This is a genomic window from Gottschalkia acidurici 9a (assembly GCF_000299355.1).
Classification (GTDB): domain Bacteria; phylum Bacillota; class Clostridia; order Tissierellales; family Gottschalkiaceae; genus Gottschalkia; species Gottschalkia acidurici.
In genome coordinates, this window is record NC_018664.1 from 2,306,425 (window position 1) to 2,326,778 (window position 20,354).

General features: G+C 29.9%; 20 protein-coding genes. 1 reads left to right on the forward strand and 19 read right to left on the reverse strand.

Annotated features, from left to right (window positions below; genetic code table 11):
* Window positions 1–25: 25 nt before the first annotated feature.
* Entirely contained in the window at window positions 26–823 is a 798-nt protein-coding gene (locus CURI_RS10860) for an MBL fold metallo-hydrolase (protein WP_014968311.1), read from the forward strand.
* Window positions 824–875: 52 nt separating this feature from the next.
* On the opposite strand, the gene zupT is transcribed toward CURI_RS10860, so the two are convergent.
* From zupT to CURI_RS10955, 19 genes are all read right to left on the reverse strand, one after another.
* On the reverse strand, window positions 876–1,700 hold the full coding sequence (zupT, locus tag CURI_RS10865; RefSeq protein ID WP_014968312.1) for a zinc transporter ZupT: 825 nt from the start codon (window positions 1,698–1,700) through the stop codon (window positions 876–878).
* Window positions 1,701–1,823: 123 nt separating this feature from the next.
* Complete coding sequence (locus CURI_RS10870; protein WP_014968313.1) at window positions 1,824–2,471, reverse strand: hypothetical protein; 648 nt, start codon at window positions 2,469–2,471, stop codon at window positions 1,824–1,826.
* A 48-nt stretch (window positions 2,472–2,519) separates the two neighbouring features.
* Window positions 2,520–3,494 (reverse strand): 5-oxoprolinase subunit C family protein, encoded by a 975-nt coding sequence (locus CURI_RS10875; protein WP_014968314.1) that lies wholly within the window; start codon window positions 3,492–3,494, stop codon window positions 2,520–2,522.
* Window positions 3,495–3,496: 2 nt separating this feature from the next.
* Window positions 3,497–4,225 carry a 5-oxoprolinase subunit PxpB gene (pxpB, locus tag CURI_RS10880; RefSeq protein ID WP_014968315.1) on the reverse strand — a complete coding sequence of 243 codons (729 nt, stop codon included), beginning with the start codon at window positions 4,223–4,225 and terminating at the stop codon, window positions 3,497–3,499.
* A 157-nt stretch (window positions 4,226–4,382) separates the two neighbouring features.
* Complete coding sequence (locus CURI_RS10885) at window positions 4,383–4,694, reverse strand: C-GCAxxG-C-C family protein (RefSeq protein WP_014968316.1); 312 nt, start codon at window positions 4,692–4,694, stop codon at window positions 4,383–4,385.
* A gap of 54 nt (window positions 4,695–4,748) precedes the next feature.
* Window positions 4,749–5,516 (reverse strand): LamB/YcsF family protein, encoded by a 768-nt coding sequence (locus tag CURI_RS10890; RefSeq protein ID WP_041701792.1) that lies wholly within the window; start codon window positions 5,514–5,516, stop codon window positions 4,749–4,751.
* A gap of 789 nt (window positions 5,517–6,305) precedes the next feature.
* Window positions 6,306–6,854: a pyruvate kinase alpha/beta domain-containing protein gene (locus tag CURI_RS10895; RefSeq protein ID WP_041701793.1), complete on the reverse strand. Its 549-nt coding sequence runs from the start codon at window positions 6,852–6,854 to the stop codon at window positions 6,306–6,308.
* Window positions 6,855–6,934: 80 nt separating this feature from the next.
* The gene (locus CURI_RS10900; protein ID WP_014968319.1) at window positions 6,935–7,534 is read right to left on the reverse strand and encodes a nitroreductase family protein; all 600 of its coding nucleotides are present in this window, start codon (window positions 7,532–7,534) and stop codon (window positions 6,935–6,937) included.
* A 68-nt stretch (window positions 7,535–7,602) separates the two neighbouring features.
* Complete coding sequence (locus CURI_RS10905) at window positions 7,603–8,064, reverse strand: GGDEF domain-containing protein (RefSeq protein WP_014968320.1); 462 nt, start codon at window positions 8,062–8,064, stop codon at window positions 7,603–7,605.
* Window positions 8,065–8,069: 5 nt separating this feature from the next.
* The gene (locus tag CURI_RS10910; RefSeq protein ID WP_014968321.1) at window positions 8,070–8,777 is read right to left on the reverse strand and encodes a PAS domain-containing protein; all 708 of its coding nucleotides are present in this window, start codon (window positions 8,775–8,777) and stop codon (window positions 8,070–8,072) included.
* A gap of 237 nt (window positions 8,778–9,014) precedes the next feature.
* A complete protein-coding gene (locus CURI_RS10915; RefSeq protein WP_014968322.1) occupies window positions 9,015–10,319 on the reverse strand; it encodes a hemolysin family protein in 1,305 nt (434 codons plus the stop codon).
* A 279-nt stretch (window positions 10,320–10,598) separates the two neighbouring features.
* Window positions 10,599–12,428, reverse strand: a complete 1,830-nt coding sequence (gene glmS / locus CURI_RS10920; RefSeq protein ID WP_014968323.1) for a glutamine--fructose-6-phosphate transaminase (isomerizing) — start codon at window positions 12,426–12,428, stop codon at window positions 10,599–10,601.
* Between the two features lie 367 nt (window positions 12,429–12,795).
* Window positions 12,796–14,259, reverse strand: a complete 1,464-nt coding sequence (locus tag CURI_RS10925; protein WP_014968324.1) for a methyl-accepting chemotaxis protein — start codon at window positions 14,257–14,259, stop codon at window positions 12,796–12,798.
* 124 nt (window positions 14,260–14,383) lie between these two features.
* Entirely contained in the window at window positions 14,384–15,730 is a 1,347-nt protein-coding gene (glmM, locus tag CURI_RS10930) for a phosphoglucosamine mutase (RefSeq protein ID WP_014968325.1), read from the reverse strand.
* A gap of 63 nt (window positions 15,731–15,793) precedes the next feature.
* Entirely contained in the window at window positions 15,794–16,678 is an 885-nt protein-coding gene (locus tag CURI_RS10935) for a YitT family protein (RefSeq protein ID WP_014968326.1), read from the reverse strand.
* 37 nt (window positions 16,679–16,715) lie between these two features.
* Complete coding sequence (locus CURI_RS10940) at window positions 16,716–17,933, reverse strand: CdaR family protein (protein ID WP_014968327.1); 1,218 nt, start codon at window positions 17,931–17,933, stop codon at window positions 16,716–16,718.
* Window positions 17,914–18,747 carry a diadenylate cyclase CdaA gene (gene cdaA / locus CURI_RS10945; RefSeq protein WP_014968328.1) on the reverse strand — a complete coding sequence of 278 codons (834 nt, stop codon included), beginning with the start codon at window positions 18,745–18,747 and terminating at the stop codon, window positions 17,914–17,916. Before cdaA ends, CURI_RS10940 begins: the two co-directional genes overlap by 20 nt.
* Window positions 18,748–18,868: 121 nt before the next feature.
* Window positions 18,869–19,570, reverse strand: a complete 702-nt coding sequence (locus CURI_RS10950) for a PrsW family intramembrane metalloprotease (protein ID WP_014968329.1) — start codon at window positions 19,568–19,570, stop codon at window positions 18,869–18,871.
* A 106-nt stretch (window positions 19,571–19,676) separates the two neighbouring features.
* The gene (locus tag CURI_RS10955) at window positions 19,677–20,225 is read right to left on the reverse strand and encodes a rubrerythrin family protein (protein WP_014968330.1); all 549 of its coding nucleotides are present in this window, start codon (window positions 20,223–20,225) and stop codon (window positions 19,677–19,679) included.
* Between the last annotated feature and the right edge of the window lie 129 nt (window positions 20,226–20,354).

Below are 20,354 nucleotides of genomic sequence, written 5' to 3' on the forward strand. Positions count from 1 at the left end.
TTATTATTAATAGGGAGGTTTTATAGTGATAACTGAGTTACTTCATAAAATTTCAAATATCTCAATGAGGTCACAAAAAATTACTGACGATATAATTCTAATTCGGCTTAAAATAGTAAATGCTTGTATAATAGATACTCCTAAAGGATGGTTCTTAATAGATACAGGTATGGAAAATGCTGCGGGCTTTATAATTGAGGTTGCAGAAAAACACTTTGGAAAAGGTACTGTCCCAAAAGCTATAATTCTTACTCATGGACATTTTGATCATATTGGTTCAATAATCCAGTTAACCAATTATTGGAATGTCCCTGTGTATGCACATAAATTAGAACTTCCGTATTTAATAGGAGAAAAAGATTATCCTCAGGGCAACCCAGATGCAGGTGGTGGAATAGTGTCTTTGATGTCATCATCATTCCCACACAGTGCTATAGATATAAGTCACCACATTCATCCACTTCCGGATGATGGAAGTATTCCAGATATGAACGATTGGCGTTGGATACACACACCAGGTCACTCACCAGGGCATATATCATTATTCAGAGATAGGGATAGAACCCTTATAGTTGGTGACGCATTCTCTACAGTTCAACAAGAGTCTCTATCTTCTGTATTGTCACAAGATAAGAAGATAAGTGGACCTCCAGCGTATCTAACCATAGATTGGAAGTCCGCACAAGAATCAGTAAGTAAACTTAAAGATTTATCTCCATCATTAGCAATAACTAGTCATGGTATGCCTATAGAGGGAAATGAGCTTAATAAGTTCTTAGATCAGTTAGTTAGTAACTTTGAGCAAATAGCTATATTAAAGTAGACATAATCGTTAAAATTTCCTAAATAGTTTTTTGGAAATTTTAACGATTTTTTTATCCTAGTAATACTAAACTTATAGCCATTACAGCCATTCCTCCTATAAGTCCGTATATAGATAAGTGATGTTCCCCATACTTCTCTGATGCAGGTAGTAACTCATCTAAAGATATAAAGACCATAATTCCAGCTACTAACGCGAAGATTATACCAAATATCGTATCATTTAGAAATCTATATAATAGTAGATATCCTATGATTGCTCCTAAAGGTTCTGACAACCCTGATAAAAATGAATAGGTAAATGCTTTCTTTCTATCTCCTGTTGCATAGTATATTGGAACAGACACTGCTATACCTTCTGGTATATTATGTATTGCTATAGCTATAGCTATGGGCACGGCTATTGTGGGATCTTTTAATGCTGCTGCAAAAGTAGCAAGTCCTTCAGGAAAGTTATGTATTCCTATTGCAAGTGCTGACATTATTCCCATTCTCATTAGTCCACTATTTGTGCTTTTAGTTTCCATCTCTTCTTCAGCTTCTTCTAAATCTTCTACCGTCTGTAAGGAGTGAGGATTTTCTTCCTCTGGTATTACTTTATCTATTAATGCTATTATAAACATTCCCCCAAAGAATGATATTATAGTAACCCATCCTCCAATACTTTTTCCTAGCTCATTTACTAATGTCATTTGTGCTTGCTGCAGTATTTCAACTAGTGATACATAGATCATTACTCCCGCTGAAAAGCCTAGTGATATAGATAAAAACTTAGTATTAGTTTTTTTAGTGAAAAAACCTAATAGACTTCCTATTCCTGTGGATAATCCTGCAAATAAAGTTAATCCAAATGCAAATAAAACATTTTCTGAAAACAAAACTGTTACCCCCTTTCTTAAGTAATTAATTTTATTTTATATAATGTAATTAAAAATAAATCATGGATATCCTCAGATTTTCATCTGATTTCTGTCCATGATTTATTTTAATTGTTAGTAAAACTATCTAAAGAAAGGTTTTATTTCTTTCTCTGATACTTTTACCTCTACAGATTCTTTATCATTTGATGGTGTGTGAAAAAATACTATACTGTCATTCTCAAAGTATATATTTGATTTATTGACATCAAACTCTTTAATTCCTTTTTCTTTTGCTTTTTTATTTAATATATCATTAAGCTGTTTTAATGTTTCCTTATCTTGCTTTATAATAGTATCAAAAGTTATCTTTTCTCCGCTCTTTGCGTCTATATTTACACTTTCTTTTATATTAACTTTTCCGCCATCTTTCAATTTTCCTTTTCCTTCATAAAGAACACTTAGTATTTGATCATCCTGTCTCTTTATTGCAGGCTTAACATCAGCCTCTTTATATGAATTACTATATACATATGGCTCTACAGCTTTACTTAAAGCTAAGTTTGTTTTAGCCGAAGCTTCAGACTCATCATCCTTTACTTGAGGATATTCAACTTTTAGTTTATCCCTACTAGCTTGTAAAACTTTAGCATCATCTGATAACTTTTCAACTTCTTTTATATCCACATTTTTTATAATTTGTCCGACATCATCGTTATTACTCTTTTGACATCCTGTAAATGTTAAACTAATTCCTACTAATGATATTAAAAGCATATTTTTTATTTTCATTTTGTTTTCTCCTTCTAGTCATTCTACCTTTTTTTTACTATTAATATTTTAGTATATTATAGTTATTAAGTCAATGTAGTTAAACATGAACAATATAAGATTAATAAATATTTCTTTAACTATAATATCTTGAGCTTCTTCTATACTTACCTCTTTAAACCTTACTTTATCTCTAGACTTAGCCTGAGCTATCTTTGGTAAATCTGAACTAATTACACAGGCTATTTTAGCATATCCTCCAACAGTCTGTCTATCTGTCATCATTATTATAGGAAAACCGCTACTAGTAATTTGTATGGCTCCAAATGCTATACCATCCGATATTATATCAGATCCATCTATAGTCTGAACTTTTTTACCATCTAATCTATAACCCATTCTATCATTTTCACTTGTGACTGTGTACTCATTTGATAAAAATGTCTCCATACCCTCATTCGTAAATCTATCCTTTTGTGGACCTAGTATGACTCTTAATTCTATACTATCAGTATAGTAGGGTTTGTATCTTTCAATTATCATACGATTTTTTAAGTTTTTTAATTTTTCTTTAGGATTTAATATTTTTAATATATCTCCACTTTCTAATTTTCTTCCTTTATATCCACCTATATTTCCTTTTAAATAAGTTGATTTACTCCCCATGACTAAAGGTACATCTATTCCACCAGCAAATGAAATATAGCTTCTACATCCACTTTTTACTGCTCCAAAAGCCAGTACATCACCCTTACTTACATATATACTTTTCCACATTGGAACAGAACTTTTATTTATAGTTGGAGATAAGTCTCCACCAGTAATAGCTATTACACTATCATCTAATATTTCTATTTTAGGCCCTAGAAGGGTAGTCTCTAAAACAGCATCAAATACTTCATTTCCTACTAAAATATTTGAAACTCTATGGGAAAAACTATCCATAGCTCCACATAAGGGAACACCGAACTGTTGATATCCTAGTCTTCCTCTATCCTGAACAGTAGTCAATAGTCCGGGCTTTATAATCTTTATACTAGCCAAGCTTATTCACTCCTTTTTAAGTACGTGTTACATGTATATATGTCATTGTTTACTTTGTGTTCTATATAGCTATATTCTTCTTTACTAATTTCTACAAATCTAATATAGTTTCCTGGCTTTAGTAAGATAGGATCTACCCTATAAGGATTATAAAGCTTTACAGGTGTTCTTCCTATCAGGTTCCATCCTCCTGGGCTCTCTATAGGATATATACCTGTTTGTTTTCCTGCAATTCCTACTGACCCTGCATTAATCTTTATTCTAGGTGTTTCTATTCTAGGCGTTGTTAACCTCTCATCCATCCCCCCTAGATAAGGAAATCCTGGTGTAAACCCTAGCATATATATAAGATATTCTCTAGAAGTATGAATTTTTATGACTTCTTGAATAGTTAATTTATTAAATTTAGCCACTTTTTCTATATCCGAACCATAGATATCACCATACACAGTTGGTATCTCTATGACTAAACTATCTTTTAATTCTTGTTTACTAGAATTATTCTCTATATTTCTTAATTGCGAAACTAGTATATCATATTTTATTTTAAATGGATTATAGTAAACTAGTATAGATCTATATGTTGGTACCACTTCCTCGATTCCATTTATATTACTACTTTCAATTAAATTCTTCATATTCATTACTTTTTTATTTATCTCTTCCAATATCATATCTCCGAACTCTATTGTTAGACCCCTATCACCTGAATATAGATATTTAGTAGTCATGCTTAGTGTCCTTTCTTTAAATATTAGATTTTTTCATTTTTCAATATTACTTCTAAAATTTCTACTGAATCTTTAACAAATTTAGGACATATATTTACAAATATATTATTATTTAATGCATACTGAAACCCCTGTTCTGTGCTTAAATCATGACTTATTAACTCTTTACAGATAGTTGTATTATTAATATATTTAAATTTATTTTTAAGTTGCCTTGAGCATTAAATACTAACTCTTCTAAATTACTATTACCTGAATTATTTTGTTTAAGTTTAAATTCTAACACCATTAGTGCTCCCATCACAGCACCACAAGTTCCACCTTTAGCCATCCCTGCACCATATTCACAAGAAATCTTTATAGCAGTTTTTCTATCTAGTCCTATTTCTTCATCAAAGGCTGATAAAACAGCTTGTGCACAATTATACCCTTCATTAAATAATTCAAGTGCTATATCTGATTTCCTCATTTAATCCTCTCCTAGATTATAGTCAAAATAAGTATTGTATATTGAATAGTAAAGTCATATAAATTCTGACATATTAACTACTTCTATACCTTCATACTCTAGGTTTTTTCTAATATTTTTTGCAAACTCGACAGCTTTAGGATTATCTCCATGTACGCATATAGTATCTGCTTCTATATCTATATATTCTCCAGTTATTGATTTAACTCGTCCTTTTTTCACCATTTCAATAGTTCTTTCTATGGCTAATTCTAAGTTCTCTATGATTGATCCTTCTACACTTCTATATACTAACGTTCCATCTCTATTATATGCTCTGTCTGCAAACACCTCATTAGCAACTTTAAGTCCAATCTTTTTTCCTGCTTCTATTAGTTCACTATTGGCTAGTCCTACAAGTACTATCGCTTTATCTACTTCATATACTGCTTCGGCTATAGCCTGAGATAAATCTTTATCTTTTGATGCCATATTATACATGGAACCATGAGGCTTTAAGTGTTGTACTTTTTCTCCACTATTTCTTGATAACGCCATTAGAGCGCCTAGCTGATACTTTATATAGGCCTTTAGTTCATGCTTTGTAATTGACATATCTCGTCTTCCAAATCCCATCAAATCCATAAATCCTGGATGAGCTCCTATTTTTACTCCTGATTTTTTAGATATTTCAATAGTCTTCTCCATAGTTATTGGATCTCCTGCATGCCATCCACATGCTATGTTAGCTGAAGTTATATACTTAACTATCTCCTCGTCCAATCCTATTTTATATATGCCGAAGCTTTCACCTATATCACTATTCAGATCTACTTTTTTCATAATTATATTCATCCTCATATAGTATCTTTAGAATAATTTTTCACAAACTTTTCATGTATACATTTTATCATAAAATTCATTTCACTACATATATTCTTCGTATATATAATTATTTAATATATAATTTATCGTTAACTTATCATTAATCATTATCAATTCTTAACAATTGAAGCTTTTATACTAATGTACTATTTTGTTAAAATCAGGGACATTTTTTATTGAATGAGGAACTATTAGAATATCTTATATCTTTTATATCAAGAAATTACATATTGAATTGTAAAGTTTTTTATATATTATATTTTTCTAATAAAATGAAGTTGCACACAACTTGAGTAAGTAGATAAGGCCAATCTACTAATAAAAAGTGGAGGTTTTTTTTATGGTATCATAGAGATAGATGTGCTTCAAGTGTAATACTATGCTTTTATATTGGTTCTTCTGCTTATATTAAGACCTTATGGAATTATTAGAGAAAAGTGTGTTATTCTTAACATCTTTGAATCAATTATTATGGTAGGTTTTATGGAGGTTTTAGTAAAAGTTATTCTAAACAATTACTATATAATTAGAAGATTCATTACCTTGTTGAGCATAGCAAACAATTTTAGACTTATTCTTTAAGTTTGTTTAACTTTCAAAAATAATTTATAAATTTCTTTCACTATGCTCATACAAGTATATTTAAGTAAATATGAATAGTAGCTTTGCTTTTATACTATAACTTTTTTAATAGTATGGGGTACATCTGTAGGTTCTAGACACTAGTTATAATACTCTGATAATTTTTTAGAAGTTTTTAGGCTTACATATTATTTCGTGAATTTTAGTATCTAAAATACTTGCAGCATGAGATGGTGTTATTATAACTGCTGTATCAGCCCCTCTAGCACTTCCTCCTATAGCTATTATCTTTTCACCAAAAGGGATTAATCCGCTGTCTAAGGCCATTATAGAAACTTCTACACTCACTTTTAAGCCTTCTCCTAGCATTCTTAATGAATTAGCCATTATCTCTATTGGATATAGTCCTGAGTATCTTGAACTTATTCCTCTTTCTGCTCCACTTAAAACATGTGTAGTAGTTAAAACTTTAAAGCCCTTGCGAATCAGATCTGCTCTCTTTTCATCAGACATTTCAATTTTACCTCTTCCTATAAAACCATATGAGTGAGTTACACAAACAATATTAAGATCTTTAATATCATCTATAAAATCACATGTATATCCTGTACAAGATGCAATTACAATATTTCTTATTCTTTCCTGCTTAGCTCTTTGTAAAGCCAAGTTTATAGTTTCCCTTGTATTTGTTTTTCCTTTTTCGTTAAAATACATTTATATCTCTCCTTTAATAAAATAAATGCATACCTATGTGTCTATTTTATCACATAATGTATGCATTTTATATTATTAAACTATTTAAATACCTTGAGTCTTTCTTCTATCGGCATAAATTCTTTTTCTCCTGCTTGTTCAGTAAACCTTCCAAAAGGCATTTGAGATATTAACTCCCAACTTTCTGGAATGTTCCATTCTTTTTTTACTTCATCTTTTATAAGTTCATTATAATGTTGTAATGATGCTCCTAGTCCTTCAACTGCCAAGGATGTCCATATGACAAATTGATTCATTCCTGACCCTTGTTGAGACCAGTCTGGAAAGTTATGCTTATAAGTAGGAAACTGTTCCTGAAGTGATTTTACTATGCTAATATCTTCAAAAAATAAAATTGTACCGTATCCATTTTTAAAAGAATTTATCTTTTTTTCTGTAGGAGAAAACTTTTCTTCTGGAACTATTTTTCTTAATGATTCTTTTACTATATCCCATAATTTATCATGATGATCTCTAAATAGAACAACGACTCTTGCAGTTTGGGAATTAAATGCTGAAGGCGTATGAAGTATTGCATTCTCTATTATCTCTAGTATTCTTTCATCAGAAACGGTTGATTCTTTGATAAGCTCACGTATTGATCTTCTATCTTTTACAGCTTTATAAAAATCTTTTGACATATAAGACACCATCCTTTTTTAAGTATATACTAGTTGTAATTATACCCTGCTAAGTTTATGTTACTCTTTTATACTATTTTATTATTTAGTTTATCTTTATACATATTTCTATCAGCTTCTTTAAATACTTTACTAACTTGTCCTAAAGAGTGTTCAGAATAAGAGAAGCCAATAGATATTTTTATTGGGATCTTAGGCTCACTTTTATTATATCTATTAATTTGACTTTTTAGATTACTTATCTTTGCTTCAACTTCCCTACATCCTAGATTATCTAAAATAACTGAAAATTCATCTCCACCAATTCTAAATACTGAACACCTTTTAAAACTCTTCTCAATAATTTTACCAGATTCTTTAATTAATTGATCTCCTCGTTTATGTCCTAATTCATCATTTATTTCTTTCAAATTATCTAAGTCACAAACTAAAATTCCTATTTTAGTATTTATGACATTATTTAATCTTTTTACTTCTTTCTCAAAATATGCTCTGTTAAAAAGTCCTGTTAATGTGTCATGATAACTCATATATATTAATTTTCCTCTAATTCTTTTCTTTCTTGTATATTTCTATTTATTCCATAAAGTCGAACTAGCTCTCCAGCTTCATTATAAATTGGATTTACATAGTCCTCAAACCAAATATATTTTCCTGTTAATTTATTTCTATATTTCATAACTACAGGTTTATTAAAGTCTATTTCTCCTGATTTCTTTTTGCTTTGAATATCATAATAGTCGGGATAAGTCATTTCGAATACGAGTAATGGATCATCGATATGTTCCTGTGTAGTATATCCTAAGTTTTTTTCCATAGCAGGATTCAAATAATTGTATCTAAGCTCTGGCTTTAAATCAATAGAATATATCATATCATTAGATTTCTCACAAATTTGTAACAAAATTTTCAGTTTCTCTTCTTCTAATACATACTTTGTAACATCTATTAATGATATATTTACCTGCTGACTTTCTTCTTTATTATAAATGCACTCATACTTAGTATCCATATGTATCGTTTGTCCATCACTTTTTCTTAGTAAAACATATAGTTCCTCTGAGTTACCCTTATCTTTAAAAGTATTTAAATCTATTTCTTCTACAGCAAATTCATTAATGGATTTTCCTATTATTAACTGCCTTTCATATCCTAGAATCTCCATACAGTTTGAAGTTATATTTTTTATAATTCCATCTATATCTAGTTCTAAGTATAACTCCCTTATGTTTTTGTATATCATTCATAATTACATCCCTTCGATTTTGACAATAGTTTAGTATCATATCCTCTTTGACTTACAATCGTTATCTAATATTCTATATATCCTCAACAAATACCTTCTAACTATGCCAATAATATTCATGTTAACACTTTAATTTCCTTTTATTCCTCATAGTTTTTTGTATATAAATAAGGAGAAAATCTAAGATATATCTCCTGATTTTCTCCTGTTCATATATGAATATATTAATCTGTACTAATTAATATATAGTTTCAACTCTTCTATTCTTTTTTCACTAACTTTTTCAATTTTAAATGTTAAATTCTCATATTCGACAATATGCTCTTCATTTTCACTTGGTATTGCTCCAAGAAGATCTATCATAAATCCTCCTATAGTATCAAAGTCACTTGATGGTAATGAAAGATGTAAAGCATTATTAACTTCATTAATTGAAGTTAATCCGCTTATAACGTAAGTATTATTATCAACTTTTGTTATAATTTCATCATCCGCATCATGCTCATCTAGGATATTACCCATAACTTCTTCAACTAAATCTTCTATAGTTACAATACCTGAAAAGCCACCGTATTCATCAATTAAAATAGCCATATGATTTTTGGTATTTTGAAGTTCTTTAAACAAGGCATCGATATTCTTAGTTTCAGGAACAAAGTATGCTGAACGTAATATATTTCTAATTTTTAATTCATCAATTTTTTGTTTAGCTAAATATTCAAATAAATCTTTCATATATAAAACACCTATAATATTATCAGTATCTTCCTCATATATAGGAACTCTAGAATATTGTTCAGAAATAATTTTACTAATCATTTCTCTTATAGGCGTGTTAATTTCTAATGCAAAAACATTCGTCCTAGGCGTCATTATTTCTTTTGCTAGTGTATCATCAAATTCAAATATTCCATCTATCATATCTTTTTCTATTTCATTAATTACTCCATTCTCTTCACCGACTTCTATCATAGAGCGTATTTCTTCTTCTGATACCTTTTCTTCTAAATTGTTAAGATCTATACCCGTAACTTTTAATAATAGGTTTGTTGAAAATGTAAGAAGCTTAACAAATGGTAGCGTAAGCTTAGAAACAAATAAAATTGGCTTAACACTAAACATAGCAATTTGTTCAGATTTTTGAAGAGCAATTCGCTTTGGAAATAGCTCACCAAAAACTAATGTAATATAAGATAGAATTATTGTTACTATCACAACAGAAATATTTTTACTTCCTGGAATATTTAAATTGCTTAATACTCCTGATAATCTTTCAGAAACACTTGTAGCGGCCGAAGCACTTGCTAAAAAACCTGCAAGTGTTATTCCTACTTGAACAGTTGATAAAAATCTACTTGGTTCTGACATCAACTTAATAAGTAATTGAGCTTTCTTGTCACCCTCATCTGCAAGTTTATTGATTTTATTTTTGTTTATTGATACCATTGCCATTTCTGAAGCTGCAAAAAAAGCATTAATTAAGACAAGTATTAATATGAGCAGTAACTCGGCTATAATACTCCTCGGCTCAACGTCCATTCTAAAATTCCCCCTTGTTATTTGTAATAAGTTATAAGATATATTCTATCACAATATGAGAAATCATTACAGATAAAACATAAAATAAAATAGTAATAATTTAATATTTTTTAATAGGGAAACTATTAGATAAAGCTTAATATTTTTAACCTTCTTTTTAATTTACTTTAAAAAATAGAAAAAGAGAAAATCTAAATATTTAACCTAGATTTTCTCTTTCTGTGAATTTATTAAAAAATTCATTTTAACTCGACATCATTTCCCAGGAAATAAGATTTCCTATTCAACTGTAACTGATTTTGCTAAGTTTCTTGGTTTATCCACATCGCATCCTCTGGTCACCGATACATAATATGACAGTAGCTGTAATGGTACTACTGATAGTATTGGTGAAAGTAATGACATAGTTTTTGGTATATATACTACTTGTTCTGCTACCTTTTCTATATCTTCATTTCCTTCAAATGCAATTGCTATAACTCTTGCCCCCCTAGTAACTACTTCTTTTATGTTACTAACCATCTTCTCAAATAGTTCATCCTGTGTTGCAAGTGCTATAACCGGTATATCTTTATCTATAAGTGCTATTGGTCCATGTTTTAATTCTCCAGCTGCATATGATTCTGCATGAATATATGATATCTCTTTTAACTTTAATGCTCCTTCTAGCGCTACTGCATTATCTAATCCACGACCTAAATAGAACATATCTCTATGCATGTGATTATTATTTGCGAATTTTTGTAATTCTTCTTTTTCTTCTAATAACTTCTCTACTTTTTCTGGCAACTTCAACAATTCATCTCTTATTTCTCTATACTCTTTTATAGATATATTTTCATTTAGTTTAGCAAGATATAAGGCTATCACATACATAGCAACAAGCTGAGTTGTATATGCTTTTGTAGAGGCTACAGCTATTTCTGGACCTGCCCAAGTATAAAGTATATCATCTGCTTCCCTAGCTGCCGAGCTTCCTACTACATTGGTTACCGCTATTACTCTAGCTCCTTGTTTTTTAGCCTCTATTAAAGCAGCTAATGTGTCTGCTGTTTCTCCTGATTGACTTATTACTATCATTAAAGCTTTTTCATTAATTATTGGATCTCTATATCTAAACTCTGATGCTATATCTACTTCTACAGGTATCCTAGCTAACTTTTCTATAACATATTTTCCTACCATTCCAGCATGATAAGCTGTACCGCAAGCTACTATAAATATTTTATCGATATTTTGGATATCTTCCTTTGTAATTGAAATATCATCTAGCTTTATTTCATCCGAATTTGACATTATTCTTGAAGTTAAAGTATCTTTGATAGCTTTTGGCTGTTCGTGTATTTCTTTTATCATAAAATGCTCATATCCGCCTTTTTCTGCTGACTCTGCATTCCATGTTACATGAAACAGCTCTTTTTCCACTTTCATTCCTTCAAGTGTCATTATTTCTACATTTTCCTTAGTTAATATAACTAATTCTTTATCTTCTAACAAAAATATATCTCTTGTGTGATTTAATATAGCTGGTATATCTGATGCTATGAAGTTTTCTCCTTTACCTAACCCTACTATAAGTGGACTGTCTTTTCTTATCGCTACTAGTTTTTCTGGTTCATTACTAGTTATAACTCCTAATGCATATGAACCTTCTAACTTTTCTACAGCTTTTGAAACTGCTTCTACTATATTTCCCTTATAATAATAGTCTACAAGATGTGCTATTACTTCTGTATCTGTCTCTGATTTAAACTCATATCCAATTGATATTAACCATTCTTTTAAATACATATAGTTCTCTATTATTCCATTATGAACTACACTTATGCTTTGATCTTTGTTAAAATGAGGATGTGAGTTAGTGTCAGATGGCTCCCCATGAGTTGCCCATCTAGTGTGACCTATTCCTGATTTTCCTTGTATCGGATTTTCTCTTAATTTTTTCTCTAGATTCGATAATCTTCCCTTAGTTTTACTTATTGTTATTCCACTTTCATTTATTATTGCAACTCCTGCTGAGTCATATCCTCTATATTCTAGCTTAGAAAGTCCTTCTATTAATATTCCTGAGGCTTCCTTATTTCCTATATATCCTACAATTCCACACATAATTTATTTTCTCCCTTCAATTTTTAGAAGTTTGAAAAAATCCATGACCTAACCCTTTTGTCACTAAAATTGCTTTTAGTTTTTGTAAGGTTTATATCGTTGGTCAAACGCAGGGCATCCGCCGATTATTCGATAAACCCTGTCCTCGTCAACTTTTAAAAAGTCCTGGCGCTTTAACTCTTATCCTCCTTTTTATTGTATTAGATTTTTTCAAAAATAATTATATTACATTTTTTTCTAGATGTAAACATTTTTTGAAAACTGTTATATCCTTAGTATAGGCTTATCTAGCTCATATTATTAAAACTATATGCATAATAATTAAGGTATTACTTGAAGCTATCTTCTAATAGCTTCAAGTAATACCTTAAAAAACACTTTCCCCTCTTTTGTCCATATCATTAACTTTTTTTATTATTTCTTCAAATATGGCCATAATCTTTTTCGATAAATCTTCCGCTTCTATGTATATTTGCTTAGCCTTTTTAGTATCATTTTCTCTTAAGGCCTCTTCTACATAGATTGCTTTTTTATGTAAGTCTTTGTGTATGCTATCTATAGACTTCCAAGCATCTGATATTTGTGGATTACTAACATTTATAGCTTTATAGTAATGGCCAAATTCACACTTGTTTCCATCTTGTTGTATAGGCTTTATTTCCCCAGTTTCAACTATACCTTTTAACTTTTCAATCCAGATCATATGACCTTTAGTAGCATTATTTATTATATTTAATAAGTCTTTATTAGAAACTGGCGATGTTCCATTATTCAACACCTCTATTAATTTTCTTACTATATCAGATATAGCTTTATCTATATCACCAATTTTTTTAGAATATTGCATAGTTTGGTGAGAATGTCCTAATATCTCCCTTGTCATAAAGTTTATCTTTTCTGAATCTGACGCTACCGAATTCATAGCTTCATTTACCTCTGTTGAAGATGCATTTACTTCTTCCATCATGCTAGATAAATCCATAACACCATTTACCGTACCTTCCAAATCTTCTATGCTGCTTTCGAAGGTTTCATTAAATTGTTCCATTTTTTCGTTCATATCTATCATAGATGCTGCTGTTTTACTTACACTTTCTAAGCTTTCTTGAGTTGCTAATCTTATATTGTCCGTAAACTGTTGCATATCTGTAAGTCTATTTTTTGTATCCTCCGCTAGTTTTCTTATTTCTTCTGCAACAACTGCGAATCCCCTCCCGTGTTCTCCTGCTCTAGCAGCTTCTATACTAGCATTAAGTGCCAATAAATTTGTTTGTTCTGCAATAGACCCTACAGCTTCAACCATATTATCTACTTTTCTAGACATATCTTCTAGGGTATTTATTTTCTCATCCATTATTTTAGAATTTTCAGTTACTATATTTTTTATCTCTTCCATCTCTTTTAATTGTTTATTGTTTTCTTTATTTAAGTTTATTAAGTTATTTGCTCTACTAGATAAATCTTCTAGTATGCTTGTACTATTGCTTATTGAGTCACTTACTTGATTCATACTAGCAGTAGTTTCTTCTACTACTGCCATATTCGAAGTACTAAAGTCTGATAGTTTTATAGATACATCGTCCATTTTTCCTGATATAAAAGACATATTTGTATCAAAATCACCTAAAGATGATGCATTTTTTATGAGACTTAAAATCAGCTCATTATTAATTTTATTACTCTCCAAAAGATTTTCAAACAATTTAAGTATTTTTTCATGTTTCTCATAGTTTAGTACAGGTCTGTCAAGATTTTCCCCTTTAAGTTTAGATATTACATAGTTAGATACTTTGTTCATTTCACTACAGTTCTTTTGCTTTTTAAAAATCATAGTAAACTCCTTCCTCAAATGTGTCTTCTTTATTAAAACTATATATGTTAATAAAAAAATAATCTACACTTAAATTCAAATTGTTATCTTAATTTTAGCATAGATTATCCTTTATTATTTTATATTATTCTGCTTTTTTTTCTATTAACTTAGCCAAACTTTCTGCCATATTAGTTATTTCTTCTATGCATTCTCCCTCTAACATTACTCTAACCAATGGTTCTGTTCCTGAAGCTCTTATAAGTACTCTTCCTTTACCTTGTAAAGTATCTTCTAATTTCTTTATTTCAGATACTATTTCTTCATCTTTTAAGTGTATATCTTTCTTATCATTTGTAACTTTAGCATTCACTAATATTTGGGGTAAATTCTTCATTATACTTTTAAGTTCAGATAACTTTTTATTACTTTCCTTTAATGTCTCAACTATCTCTACTGCTGTTATTAATCCATCTCCAGTAGTATTATAGTCGAGTAGTATTATATGTCCTGATTGCTCCCCTCCAAGCTTATAGCCACCATCTAACATACATTCTAGTACATATCTATCTCCTACTTGAGTTTTTATCGTATTTATTTTTTCTCTTTTACACGCTATGTCTAATCCCATATTACTCATTACAGTAGTAACTAAAGTATCATTTTTTAGTTTTCCTTTATCTTTTAAATTCTTAGCAATAATGGTCATTAAGAAATCTCCATTTATTTCTTCACCATTTTCATCTACAGCAAGACATCTATCTGCATCTCCATCGAAGGCTAGTCCTATATCACACTTGTTTTCTACTGTAAACTTTTTAATTTGCTCTAAGTGAGTAGATCCACATTCTTTATTTATATTTTTTCCATTTGGATTATTGTGTATCACATGTACTTCAGCTCCCAGTCTTCTAAATAATTCTGGTGCAGAATAATATGAAGCTCCTTCAGCACAATCCATAGCAACTTTAATTCCTTTAAAGTCCGTACTTGCTATGCTTTTTACAAAGTCTATATAGTCTTCTATACCATCTTGCTTTATATGTCTTACACCTATTTCATCACCCGTAGGCAGAGGAATATCTGATAATTCGTTACTTATATGTTTTTCTATTTCATCTTCAACTTCATCTGGGAGTTTATATCCTTCCCCACTAAAAAACTTTATACCATTATATTCAACAGGGTTATGTGATGCTGATATAACTACTCCTGCATCAGCTTCATATTTTCTAGCTAAATATGATACTGTTGGCGTTGGTACTATACCTAACGATATGACATCTACTCCTACTGAACATATTCCAGCTACTAATGAAGCTTCCAGCATATCTCCTGATATTCGGGTATCTCTTCCTACAAGGATTTTGGCATCTTTTTTGCCTTTAGTTAATACATATGCTCCTGCTTTACCTATTTTATATGCTAGTTCACATGTTAATTCTTTATTTGCTATTCCTCTTACTCCATCTGTTCCAAATAATCTTCCCAAATTTTATTCCTCCTTTAAAATCTATATATTAACATAATTCTTTCTTTTTTCATATATTTAATTTTATAATCCTAGCTGCTTAAATCCTGAACCTTTAACTTCTTGAACAGAATGTATAGTCATAAAAGCATTCGGATCTATTTCTTCAACTATTGCTTTTATTTTTGCTATTTCAGTTGAGGTAACTATACAGTATATCATCTTTCTATTATGATTAGTGTAAGCACCTTCTCCCTGTAAGAATGTTACTCCTCTATGCACTTTAGCCATTATAACATGTGCTAGTTCTTCCCATCTATCTGATACTATAAATACATTTTGTTTAGTATTAAATCCTACCTGTACTCTATCAACTATTTGGTATCCTATATACATTGATATTATTGTATACATAGCAAATTTAATTCCAAACATGGTTGATGATATTGCAACTATCACAGTATTTAGACCCATAAGTGTAGATCCTATACTTATATTATAGTATTTTTTTAGCATAGCGCCTATTACATCTACACCACTTTGCAGTATTCTATTTCTATATAACAGACCCATTCCTAAACCATTGAAAACTGCACCAAAAACCGCTGCCAGTAGTATATCGTCTATATTTATATATTTGTATATATCTTTAGTTATATCTAATAAAATGGATGTTGCTAGTATGGACATTAGTGTATATGCTATCATTTTTTTGTCTAGTTTTTTAGCTGCTAGTATTAGTAGTGGTAAATTTATTACTATTATAGTTATAGATATTGGTACTTCAAACTTATATTGAACTAGTATAGATATACCTGTCACACCACCACTCAATATCTTATTAGGTATAAAAAAACCATTAATTGCTATAGAGCACATTAAGTTTCCTATTATAATAAAAGGAAGCTTTTTTATTATTTCTAATAAGATATTATCAATTTTCTCACATATCCTGTACTTACCCAACATCCTCACACTCTTTTCTTCTATATTATACTACATTATATTATTCAAGTTTCTGTAAGTTTACTGATAATGTGCTCGGACTTATACTTTGAACTTCTACGTTTTCCAAAGTTGAAATATTAAGTTTAAAATTATAAACACCTTCATCTAAATCATTTAAATCTAGCTTTAATTTTATATCTTGTGGTGTTAGTTTATTTAAAACTTTCTCATTGCCTTTTAGTGTAACTACTATTGTTCCTATTTGATCTTGTATATTTGCTTTTAAGCCATCTTTAAGATTAACTATGCTGACTTCTTCAATAGGTATCTCTACCTGCCTACTCATAGTCTTTTCCACTTGTATCTTTACTGCAACTTGATTCTTATTATTTTCTAGTAATACACCTTTAGGTAATGCTAACTTTGTATTGATTTCCTGATCACTTGAAATCGTACTTAAATCTATCTCATTAGTATCTATAGAAGTTATATTTTTTATATCTTTATCTAGTCCCTTTATAGTTACTGTAGATGGATTTGTCTCAACTTTACTTATCTTATATTCTGGCTTGATAGCACCTTTAAATTTGGGTTTTATAGGTACTTTTTTTGTCTTTAATATAGGTAAAGATGCTTCTACAGTACTTGGATTTATCTCTAACCCTTTTATTTCCTTCCCCTTAGAATCTAGTGCTACAACGGGTAGTGTCATTTTTCCATTTGAAACCATCTTATTTATATCTACATTTATTATTACTTTAGATACTCTATTTAATAAAGAAGCTGGTCCACTTAGTTTTACTGTATCGGGTGATATGCTTCCCTCCCCTATACTATAGCCTCCTGTAGAGTTCCCTATGGTTCTCACAGTTACTTCTTTTTCTTTGGTTCCTAAAGTATCTACCTCGTATGAAATATATCTTTTGCTTATATCTTCTAAATCTACTCTAAATGGAACCCTTACTTCTATAGGTACTCTATGTGTACCTTTTGATATATCTGATAAATCTACTTCTGCTGTAATATCTTCTGCTGTTAAAGAGTTTATGTCATTTCTTCTACCTGATACTTTTATGGATACAGTCATATCTTCAGGTTCTAATAATACAAGTCCTGCATCTTTTATTAGACTTTCATTTATTGTATCTACTTTTACATCCTTAAATTCCCTTATGATTTTAGGATTTACCTCTCCTCTAACGTAAGACCATAGTACTATAGAAATAAAAAGAGCCAGTAATTTTATAGTTGTATTGCTATCCTTGATTTTGCTCATTTTTATTCCTCCATTTTGAAAATATGTTCACTTTTTGTACATCTGGTTTATAAACATCTATAAGTACTTTTTTTAGTGTCTCTGGCTCTATATATCGTTTTATTTTTCCTTTTTCTGCAATAGATATAGTACCTGTTTCTTCTGAAACTATTATTGCAACTGAATCTGACCTTTCTGTTATACCAAGTGCGGCTCTATGTCTAGTACCAAGTTCTTTACTAAGATTAGGATTTTCTGTTAGAGGTAAGAAACATGCTGCTGCTTTTATATTATCATTTTTTATCAAAACTGCACCATCATGTAAAGGTGTATTTGGTATAAATATGTTTATTAAAAGTTCACTGGATACTTTACCACTTATATTTGTTCCAGTCTCTGCTACCTCGTTTAATCCAGTTTCTTTCTCCATTATCATAAGTGCACCTATTTTTTGTCTTGAAAGCGATGCTGTGGCTTCCACTATCTCCTCTATTACACTCTGTATATGCTCATCTTCTAGTTCTATTATTGACTTTGAAAAAAGTTTAGTTCTTCCTATATACTCTAGAGCTCTTCTCAATTCTGGCTGGAATACTATTAGTATAGCTATAACTCCAACTGTCATGGCTCTTTCTAAAATCCAGTAAAGTGTATAAAGTTCTAAAATGTCACTTATTTTTGCGGCTACAAGTAATAAAAATATACCTTTTAGTAATTGCTCTGCTCTAGTCTCTCTTATAAGCATAAATAGTTTGTAAAAAACTATGGCTACTATAACTATATCTATAACATCCATAATTCTTATATTAAAAAAGAGCTCTTTTATAATCTGCAAATTTCTCACCCCGATCATTGTTGTATATACAAAGCGTGCCTCAGAATTTTTTGTGCCTTTTTCATTTTAGACATATGTTCTTTACATAACACTTCATTATTTATATTACATAAGAGTCTACCTATTTATCTTCATTATTGTTTTTAGATTCTAATATATATCTATCTATTCTCTTTTGATTACTTCTCCATAAATATATAGCATATGGTATAAATAGTATGCTATATAAAGGTACATTACTCATTAATATAAAATCAAATATTCCATGCAATATTACAGGTATATATAGAGACTTTCTTAAATATGACCTCTTCTTTACTTCATCCTTAGAATACTTTGCTAGAGATAAGTAATATCCCATAGATACTGCAAATATACAGTGTGCTGGAACAGATAGTATACCTCTATAAAGTCCAACGTAAGCATTATAGTTAAACCTAAAGACAACGTACATTATATTTTCTATAGTAGCAAATCCTAGTGCTGAAAAAATACTATACACTATACCGTCTAATCTTTCATTGTAGTTTTTATTTTTGTATATAAAGTTTACGATTACAGATCTTTTAAAGAATTCCTCTGTAAATCCTGCAACTATAAAAGATGTATAGAAGACTCCTATGAGTCCAGGAAATATATTAAATATTGTAAGTGCCCTCTCAACTATAAGAGTTGGTATAACTGAAAGTGCACCAAGTATAAATGTTTTTATCAACAAATGTATAGGTTCTTTTTCATATTTATCACTTATATATACTACTATTGCTATTGATATAGCTGGAGCGATAGCTATTAATAATAATTTAGATATCAAGATATTCATCCTTTCAAATTTTATTCCTCTCTATTTTCCCCCAATCTTATATAATTAGTAGTATTTAAGCAAAAAAAATGATTGATGAATTAATATCCATCAATCATTTTTACATTTATTTAAATACTCTAAATTTATCATTTCCTACATTACAAATAGGACATTTGTCTACCATTTCACCATGTGAAGTATATCCACAAACTTCACATACGTGAATATTCTCAAAATCTATATCTTTACCACTATCAGTATATTCTTTAGCTTTTAAATAAAGTGCCTCATGAGTTTTCTCAGCCTCTAGTGCAAGTTCCATACTTCTTACTGCACCTTTCTCTCCATTTTCTTTAGCTTCCTTTATAAATCCTGGATACATTTCCATTACTTCAAATCTTTCCCCTGCTGCTGCTAATTCTAAATTCTCTGAAGTAGTTCCCAGTCCAAATGCTCCTCCTGATGTAACTTCAAATTCTCCTTTTACATCTTTAAGTACTCTAAAATGTGACTTTGCATGTATTTCCTCTGCATATGATATAGCTTCAAATAATATCTGAACTTTTGGAAATCCATCTTGCTTAGCTTTCTCTCCCCAAGATTTATATCTCATATGTGCCTGACTTTCGCCTCCAAAAGCTGATCTTAAGTTTTCTGCTGTTAATTCATTCATATTTGCTTCCTCCTTGATTTTCCTAATCTCTCATTTTTATTTTTATGTATTATTTATATACCTAATTAATTATAGTTTAAACATAATTATATTAAATTAAACCTTGTTTTATACCCTTTTTAGTAACCA

Excerpts from the sequence above, each read along its gene's own strand:
- CURI_RS10905 (WP_014968320.1), bottom strand. The coding sequence starts at position 8,064 with ATGAGTTATCATGACACATTAACAGGACTTTTTAACAGAGCATATTTT.
- CURI_RS10870 (WP_014968313.1), bottom strand. The coding sequence starts at position 2,471 with ATGAAAATAAAAAATATGCTTTTAATATCATTAGTAGGAATTAGTTTA.
- pxpB (WP_014968315.1), bottom strand. The coding sequence starts at position 4,225 with ATGACTACTAAATATCTATATTCAGGTGATAGGGGTCTAACAATAGAG.
- CURI_RS10885 (WP_014968316.1), bottom strand. The coding sequence starts at position 4,694 with ATGAGGAAATCAGATATAGCACTTGAATTATTTAATGAAGGGTATAAT.
- CURI_RS10915 (WP_014968322.1), bottom strand. The coding sequence starts at position 10,319 with ATGGACGTTGAGCCGAGGAGTATTATAGCCGAGTTACTGCTCATATTA.
- CURI_RS10910 (WP_014968321.1), bottom strand. The coding sequence starts at position 8,777 with ATGATATACAAAAACATAAGGGAGTTATACTTAGAACTAGATATAGAT.
- CURI_RS10950 (WP_014968329.1), bottom strand. The coding sequence starts at position 19,570 with ATGAATATCTTGATATCTAAATTATTATTAATAGCTATCGCTCCAGCT.
- CURI_RS10895 (WP_041701793.1), bottom strand. The coding sequence starts at position 6,854 with ATGTATTTTAACGAAAAAGGAAAAACAAATACAAGGGAAACTATAAAC.
- CURI_RS10925 (WP_014968324.1), bottom strand. The coding sequence starts at position 14,259 with ATGATTTTTAAAAAGCAAAAGAACTGTAGTGAAATGAACAAAGTATCT.
- glmS (WP_014968323.1), bottom strand. The coding sequence starts at position 12,428 with ATGTGTGGAATTGTAGGATATATAGGAAATAAGGAAGCCTCAGGAATA.
- CURI_RS10940 (WP_014968327.1), bottom strand. The coding sequence starts at position 17,933 with ATGAGCAAAATCAAGGATAGCAATACAACTATAAAATTACTGGCTCTT.
- CURI_RS10900 (WP_014968319.1), bottom strand. The coding sequence starts at position 7,534 with ATGTCAAAAGATTTTTATAAAGCTGTAAAAGATAGAAGATCAATACGT.
- CURI_RS10955 (WP_014968330.1), bottom strand. The coding sequence starts at position 20,225 with ATGAATGAATTAACAGCAGAAAACTTAAGATCAGCTTTTGGAGGCGAA.
- CURI_RS10935 (WP_014968326.1), bottom strand. The coding sequence starts at position 16,678 with ATGTTGGGTAAGTACAGGATATGTGAGAAAATTGATAATATCTTATTA.
- CURI_RS10890 (WP_041701792.1), bottom strand. The coding sequence starts at position 5,516 with ATGAAAAAAGTAGATCTGAATAGTGATATAGGTGAAAGCTTCGGCATA.